6 protein-coding genes and 3 tRNA genes are annotated in these 6,805 nt (G+C 58.3%); 6 read left to right on the plus strand and 3 right to left on the minus strand.

The window, feature by feature from the left end:
• Positions 1–64: 64 nt before the first annotated feature.
• Both HF854_RS08760 and HF854_RS08765 read left to right on the plus strand, forming a co-directional pair.
• The gene (locus HF854_RS08760; protein WP_168935945.1) at positions 65–967 is read left to right on the plus strand and encodes an NAD(P)-dependent oxidoreductase; all 903 of its coding nucleotides are present in this window, start codon (positions 65–67) and stop codon (positions 965–967) included.
• A gap of 229 nt (positions 968–1,196) precedes the next feature.
• Positions 1,197–1,273: transfer RNA gene (locus HF854_RS08765), tRNA-Pro, on the plus strand.
• Positions 1,274–1,606: 333 nt separating this feature from the next.
• Here the strand turns inward: HF854_RS08765 and HF854_RS08770 are convergent.
• The 3 genes from HF854_RS08770 to HF854_RS08780 all read right to left on the minus strand — a co-directional run bounded on the left by HF854_RS08770 (position 1,607) and on the right by HF854_RS08780 (position 3,153).
• The gene (locus HF854_RS08770) at positions 1,607–2,341 is read right to left on the minus strand and encodes a DUF4851 domain-containing protein (protein ID WP_168935946.1); all 735 of its coding nucleotides are present in this window, start codon (positions 2,339–2,341) and stop codon (positions 1,607–1,609) included.
• A 192-nt stretch (positions 2,342–2,533) separates the two neighbouring features.
• Positions 2,534–2,610 (minus strand) — tRNA-Pro (locus HF854_RS08775).
• Between the two features lie 466 nt (positions 2,611–3,076).
• A tRNA-Pro gene (locus HF854_RS08780) sits at positions 3,077–3,153 on the minus strand.
• A gap of 445 nt (positions 3,154–3,598) precedes the next feature.
• Here HF854_RS08780 and HF854_RS08785 point away from each other — a divergent pair.
• From HF854_RS08785 to HF854_RS08800, 4 genes are all read left to right on the plus strand, one after another.
• Positions 3,599–5,038 carry a putative sulfate exporter family transporter gene (locus HF854_RS08785; RefSeq protein ID WP_168935947.1) on the plus strand — a complete coding sequence of 480 codons (1,440 nt, stop codon included), beginning with the start codon at positions 3,599–3,601 and terminating at the stop codon, positions 5,036–5,038.
• Positions 5,039–5,052: 14 nt separating this feature from the next.
• The gene (locus HF854_RS08790) at positions 5,053–5,217 is read left to right on the plus strand and encodes a hypothetical protein (protein WP_006005257.1); all 165 of its coding nucleotides are present in this window, start codon (positions 5,053–5,055) and stop codon (positions 5,215–5,217) included.
• Positions 5,218–5,299: 82 nt separating this feature from the next.
• Entirely contained in the window at positions 5,300–5,539 is a 240-nt protein-coding gene (locus tag HF854_RS08795; RefSeq protein WP_006005256.1) for a hypothetical protein, read from the plus strand.
• 103 nt (positions 5,540–5,642) lie between these two features.
• On the plus strand, positions 5,643–6,497 hold the full coding sequence (locus HF854_RS08800; protein WP_168935948.1) for an EamA family transporter: 855 nt from the start codon (positions 5,643–5,645) through the stop codon (positions 6,495–6,497).
• The last annotated feature ends 308 nt before the right edge of the window (positions 6,498–6,805 follow it).

A 6,805-nucleotide genomic window follows, 5' to 3' on the forward strand; every position in this document is an offset into this window, starting at 1 on the left:
CCCAGGCACTGTGCCTGGTCACATTCACGCCGCCATCGCGGCAAGCAACAGAGGAGATGAGCCAATGAACGACAAATTGCGCCTCGGATGGATCGGCACCGGTGTCATGGGTCACGCCATGGCCGGGCATCTGCTGGCTTCCGGCTATCCGCTGACTGTTTACAACCGCACCAAAGCCCGCGCTGAAGGGCTGCTGGCCTGCGGTGCCCGCTGGGCCGACACGCCTCAGGAAGTGGCCCGGAATTCCGATGTCGTCTTCTCCATCGTGGGCTATCCGCGTGACGTGGAAGAAGTGATGCTGGGCGAACAGGGCGCGCTGTCCGGCCTGGCCGAGGGCGGCATCCTCTGCGATATGACCACCTCCAGCCCCGAACTGGCCCGGCGCATCGCCGAAGCCGCTGCCGCCAAGGGCTGCATCAGTCTGGATGCGCCTGTCACGGGCGGTGACATCGGTGCGCGTGAAGCACGCCTGTCCATCTTTGTGGGCGGCGACAAGGAAGCCTTCGAGCGTGTGCGTCCCTGCTTCGAAGTCATGGGCAAGACCATCCTGCACTGCGGTGATTCCGGCAGCGGCCAAAAGGCCAAGCTGGCCAATCAGGTAGCCATCGCCGGGGTCATGTTCAGTGTTTGCGAATCCATGCTCTTTGCGCAGGAAGCTGGTCTGGACGTGAAGCAGTGGCTGGAGCTGGTGGTTCCCGGCGGTGCGGGCAGTGTGGCCATGGGGACCCTGGGCCGCCGCCTGCTGGGATGTGACTACGCCCCCGGTTTCTTCGTGGACCATTTCGTCAAGGACCTGGGTCTCTGCCTGGAAGAATGCAAGCGCATGGGCCTGGTACTGCCCGGCCTTGCGCTGTCCGAACAGATCTACCGCATGGCCCAGGCCAAGGGCCACGGCAAGGACGGGACGCAGGTCCTGCTGCAGGTGCTTGCCGAGCTCTCCGGCAAACAGTGGCGGCCCCACGCCTAGACGGTTACAGAGGATACGCGGGGGAAGGCCTGCCTTCCCCTGTTTCCGCTTTTCCCTATGACTTCCCTGAAACAGCGGACATGCCCAGTTTTAGGAAAGAGGAACGAGCCCGACCTGATCGCCCTGCTGCTGGCAAAGTGGATTCGGGAGCTCCGGCATATTTTTGGGGGGCAGCTGATGTTTTTTGTTGACATCATCAGGGAAGGCGCGTAGAAGACTTTTCTTGTGTCGGGATGTAGCGCAGTCTGGGAGCGCACTTGAATGGGGTTCAAGGGGTCGAAGGTTCAAATCCTTTCATCCCGACCAGAAAGCAGAAACCCCAAGGGATCTACGGAAACGTGGATCCCTTTTCTGTTTTTGGGATCTGCCCTTTCCCTCTTTCCGGTGTTCCGGCTTGCCGGTCATTTCGCCAAGCCGGACCACACGGGACAAACTTTCCCCGCCGTTCCCCGAATCATGGGGATGGTATCGGCCCTGGCCGACCTGGCAGACAGCAGACAAATCCATTGTCCACAAACAAAAACGCCACGAAGGTATCCTCCGTGGCGTTTTTCGTATGTGCAAAACATCCGGGATCGGCAAACAGCCGCCATGCTTTCGGCAACTCCGCTGTCCCTCTGTCTGCAGGAACAAAAACTTCTAGGGACGGCCCTCGCGTTCCACTTCGCCTACCCAGCGGGAAAGGCGCGTGCGGGAATAGCGGTCTTCGGCTCCATCCAGCTTTTTGAATCCCTTGATGTTGGCCTCCAGCCAGGCCTTGTCCGTCATCAGGATCTCGCAGGCCTTGCGGGCCCGCTGCTGAAAGGCATTGAGGGCGGCACCGTCAAAGGCGATGTCCCTTACCTGGGCTTCCGGGACAGGTTCATGATATTCCATGATGACCTGGGTCTTGCGGAAGTTCAGCAGCAGCTTTGCCCTGTACGCAAGACAGGCGGCATGATCCGTACAAAACGGATCGCTGTCGCCGTCCAGCTGCATAAGGCTTTCGTAAAGGGTCTCTCCCTTATAGGCATACTGCTGCGCCCGGATGGCCGGGAACGCCGGATGATGCGCGGCCTCCCACTCCCAGGTACCTTCCGTGTCCGCCACGGCCGTCACCAGAGTGCCGGTACCGTTACCGTAGACAGCGAACCAGATACGGGCATCCCCATCCACCGAATGCCGCGTTTTGGGACGCAGAGTCCGGTTCCCCAGGCCTTGCAGCCGCATGTCCGCAGCCGGAACAAAGGTGAAGGCAGGACGGGCACGGGAAACGATGACCGTCTGGTCTGACGGGGCCAGCTGGCCCGCTCCCCGCAAAGGAGGTTGTCCCCTCATAAAGAAAACAAAAACAGCCACAGCAATGATGGCAACAACTATCAGCAGGATTTTCATGGTTCCTCCAGAGCGCTTGGCAGACCGGAGCCATACGTCCGCCGCAAGCATGTTAACCGCATCCACGACGGAGCAAAAGCCCTGTCGCGCAGAGGTTCGGATCCGGGCAGAGAGCCTGCAACAGCAAATCTTACCCCCTGAAAACAGAAAAGGGATCTACGTTTCCGTAGATCCCTTGGGGTTTCTGCTTTCTGGTCGGGATGAAAGGATTTGAACCTTCGACCCCTTGAACCCCATTCAAGTGCGCTCCCAGACTGCGCTACATCCCGACGCGAAGATGTAGATAGACGAAGACAGCAGGCTTGTCAATAAAAACATCACATTTTTTCAAAATAGCTATCTCCGCCCTTCTGTGCAAAAAATGGCAAGGCTGTCGACCGGAGGTCTCCATTCCTCCACCCTGCAGGGGCACGCCCCGTACTGACCATGCCGGCAGGAGCTGATCGCGCCTCTTCATATGATAGAGGTCCGCATGCAGCCTGCCGCATCTCCCTGCGGCAGCCTGCTGTCCGCATCCCTCATGTCGCACAAGCGATAAAGAAAGGCACCGCCGCACGCCACTTCCGGAAGAGATGGCCCGGAGTGCAAGGCGAAGCTCATATGCCCTGCCGTATCCTCCAGGACAGGCTTTTCCCACCTACCTGCCCTCAGGGCGAAAACAGGGCCGAATCCTCAGGCGCCCAAAAACAGAAAAGGGACCTACGTTTCCGTAGATCCCTTGGGGTTTCTGCTTTCTGGTCGGGATGAAAGGATTTGAACCTTCGACCCCTTGAACCCCATTCAAGTGCGCTCCCAGACTGCGCTACATCCCGACGCGGGAAAAAAAGTACGCTCGACCAGCCTCTTTGTCAACATAAAATTCTTTTGAGAAAAAAATTTTTTGCTTTTGTGAAATTTTAGGGCAATTTCTGCCGTTTTCGTTACATTGTGAAGCATTTCTCAGCCCTTACGAACATCCGGACACATTGCCAACTTATTGATTTCCATTAACTTTCAAATGTATTTTTGCCTGATGGAACTCCACGGAGCTTGTTTTTTTCTTCTTTTGCCAGAATATTTTTCATAAAAACCAAGCATTCACCTGCATTGACAAAAAAAATTTCCTGTGTAGAAGACAGATGGCCGCGCAGCCTGGGGGGTCAGGGTGCCGGCTGGATTTTCCGGTTTCCCCTACTTGTGTCACATATTATTTCATAGTATGTCACACGGAAGGGATTTTTTCACCAGGTTGAGAAACCTGTAATCAGGAGGTTGGATATGACAACCAAATCAGCCTTTAATGAAGACAAAGTAGCCCTGCTGCTTGGCTGCATTATCTTCATCTTGGGCCTTGGCAAGTTCGCTGGACTGGATCTCCTTGGCTGGGTGGTAAAAATCGGCATGTGGGTCGATAGCCCCGTCGATGCCTGGAAGCCCGCTACCAAGGGCATGATGGCCGGCTGGCAGTCCCTGCTGGCTACCTATGTGTTTGTGACCGGTCTGCTGGCTATCGGCGTCAAACTGATGAAGGGCAACGTGGGCCGCTTCGTGGGATCCTTCACCGTGATCTTCTTCATCGCCATCGCCTGCTACACCGCCGGCGCCAACGCCTACATCGCTGCTAACCCCACTCAGCTGGCTAAGCAGGGTATTCCGTGGGCTCTGGGCCTGAGCACCGAAGCCGGCCTGATCGCCGCTCTGGTCATGGGCATCCTGATCAGTAACTTTGCCCCCAGCGTTGCTGACTCTCTGCGCGATGCCTGCCGCCCCGAGCTGTTCGTTAAGATCGCCATCGTGGTTCTGGGTGCCGAACTGGGCGTGAAGGCCGCTGATGCCGCCGGTTTTGCTGGCCACATCATCTTCCGAGGCCTGTGCGCCATTGTTGAAGCTTACCTGCTGTACTGGGCCGTGGTTTACTACGTTGCCCGTAAGTACTTCAAGTTCAACAAGGAATGGGCCGCTCCTCTGGCTTCCGGTATCTCCATCTGCGGTGTGTCCGCCGCTATCGCCACTGGTGGCGCCATCCGCGCCCGGCCGGTGGTCCCGATCATGGTCTCTTCCCTGGTCGTTGTGTTCACCTGCATTGAAATGCTGATCCTGCCCTTCATCGCTCAGACCTTCCTGTACACCGAGCCCATGGTGGCCGGCGGCTGGATGGGCCTGGCCGTGAAGTCCGACGGTGGTGCTATCGCTTCCGGTGCCATCACCGAATCCCTGATCCTGGCCAAGATGGCCGGTCTGGGCACTGAATGGGAACCCGGCTGGATCGTGATGGTGACCACCACCGTCAAGATCTTCATCGACATGTTCATCGGTATCTGGGCTCTGGTCTTGGCCTACATCTGGACGGCCAAGTTCGACAAGACCCGTGGCGACCGCACCATGACCTGGGGCGACGTCATGGACCGCTTCCCCCGCTTCGTGCTGGGTTACCTGGGTACCTTCCTGGTCCTGCTCATCGTCTGCCTGAGCACGCCTGAACTGCACAAGGTCGGCAAGGCCATGTCCGGCGCCATGAACGGCTTCCGCGTCATCTTCTTCCTGATGACCTTCTTCAGCATCGGTATGGTTTCCAACTTCCGCAAGCTGATGGAAGAAGGCATCGGCCGCCTGGCCATCGTGTACATCGTCTGCCTGTTCGGCTTCATCATCTGGGTCGGTCTGTTCATTTCCTACGCCTTCTTCCATGGCATGACCCCGCCGGTGGTTGGCGCCTAGTTTAAAGGAGAACAATGATGGAAGACAAAGAAGTCAAATTCCACGAAGAAGTCCAGAAGATGGAATACGAGCCCCTGGATGAGACTGAAATGAAGCTCATCCACTGGAGCTGGGGCCTGGGCGTGGGTCTGCTGGTGGTGCTGTTCCTCATCAGCAAGTTCGTGATGACCACCCACTAGACCTCGGGCTGCTAAACACGTAATAAGGATGCCGGGAAGGGCCTGCGCCCTTCCCGGCTCTTGCGTACAAAGGACAAATATCATGCCGCGTTATCATCTGCGTTACCTTAAGGGCCCCAACTATACCCTGAACCTGGAGTATGACGGCATCGTGGAAGCCTCTTCCTTTGAGGAAGCCCTGCGTCCCCATACCGACTGGCCCATTACGGAAAGCTACGACCATGCCACGGCTACGGCCTGGAATCCCGGTACCTGCATGTATTATCAGGAAATGTGGGAAGCTGCCCTGCTTCCCGATGCTGACAAGGGACAGCAAAGCTAGCACCGCACGGAGCTGACGCCTGCAAGGGGAGGACTGACAGAGACTCCCCTTGCGGTGGGATGCGCTTTCCCCTCACCTGCCACAGGGCGGCCGGACAGCTTTCATGAACATCTCAGCCACGTCACCTCTCGTTTCTGTCCTGCTCCTGCTGGTCTCCATGTCTTCCATCCAGGCCAGCGCCTCGCTTGCCAAAACCATCTTTCCCCTGGTGGGCCCGGCCGGCACCACAGCCTTGCGCCTGCTGGTGGCCTCCGCCATCCTGCTTGTGGTGATGCGCCCCTGGAAAAAAGCCATCCCCCGCAGTGCCTGGAAGGTCATCGCCGTTTTCGGACTGGCCACGGCAAGCATGAACCTCTGCTTTTACGAAGCCCTGAGCCGTATCCCGCTGGGGGTCGCCGTCGGTCTGGAATTCACCGGCCCCCTGACGGTAGCCATGCTCTCTTCCCGCCGCCTGGTGGACTTCATCTGGGTCATCCTGGCCGCAGCCGGTCTCGCCATCCTGCTGCCCCTGCGCCAGAGCGCGGACAACATCGATCCGCTGGGTGCGGTGCTTGCCCTCTGTTCCGGCGTCTGCTGGGCGCTCTACATCATCTTCGGCAAAAAGGCAGGCAGCAGTCTGGACAAGTCCTGCGTGGCCCTGGCCATGCTCGTGGGCAGCTGCGCCATTTTCCCTGTAGGCCTGGCCTCCTCCGGCATGGATCTGTTCAGGCCCGAGATCCTGCCCCTGGCCCTGATCCTGGGTATTTTTTCCTCTGCCCTGCCCTACGGTGTCGAGATCATCGCACTGAAAAACCTGCCTTCGCGCACGTTCAGCATCCTCATGAGCCTGGAGCCTGCGCTTGCAGCCCTTTCCGGATTCCTCTTTCTGGGCGAACAGCTGAGCCTTGCCCAGTGGGCAGCCCTCTCGGCCATCATCAGTGCGTCCATCGGCTCCACACTGACCATCAAAAAGCAATAACGCAACGCCGCCCATACGGGGAAGCAGCCTTTTCGGCCATCGACAGGAACGGCGTACTTCCCCCACCGGCATCCCTTCCTCACCTGATGGCTCATAAGGCCTCGTCTTTTCCCGGACGTGCCTCTCTACGGGCGTCCTTTGCCAGAGGGCACTGCCTTCTTCCTCTACCGACTCTCCGATCAGGCCCCGGCATAACGGGGGGAACATCTGCGTACCAGTAGGCTAACGCCCATCAGAACCACCCGCAAAGCGGGTGGTTTGCTCTGGCCCTGTAAGGGCCTGTTACCGGCTGCGCCTAAAGACGCTGG

The sequence above is a fragment of the Desulfovibrio piger genome (assembly GCF_012843875.1).
Lineage (GTDB): Bacteria > Desulfobacterota > Desulfovibrionia > Desulfovibrionales > Desulfovibrionaceae > Desulfovibrio.

Excerpts from the sequence above, each read along its gene's own strand:
- HF854_RS08760 (WP_168935945.1), top strand. The coding sequence starts at position 65 with ATGAACGACAAATTGCGCCTCGGATGGATCGGCACCGGTGTCATGGGT.
- HF854_RS08770 (WP_168935946.1), bottom strand. The coding sequence starts at position 2,341 with ATGAAAATCCTGCTGATAGTTGTTGCCATCATTGCTGTGGCTGTTTTT.
- HF854_RS08785 (WP_168935947.1), top strand. The coding sequence starts at position 3,599 with ATGACAACCAAATCAGCCTTTAATGAAGACAAAGTAGCCCTGCTGCTT.
- HF854_RS08790 (WP_006005257.1), top strand. The coding sequence starts at position 5,053 with ATGATGGAAGACAAAGAAGTCAAATTCCACGAAGAAGTCCAGAAGATG.
- HF854_RS08795 (WP_006005256.1), top strand. The coding sequence starts at position 5,300 with ATGCCGCGTTATCATCTGCGTTACCTTAAGGGCCCCAACTATACCCTG.
- HF854_RS08800 (WP_168935948.1), top strand. The coding sequence starts at position 5,643 with ATGAACATCTCAGCCACGTCACCTCTCGTTTCTGTCCTGCTCCTGCTG.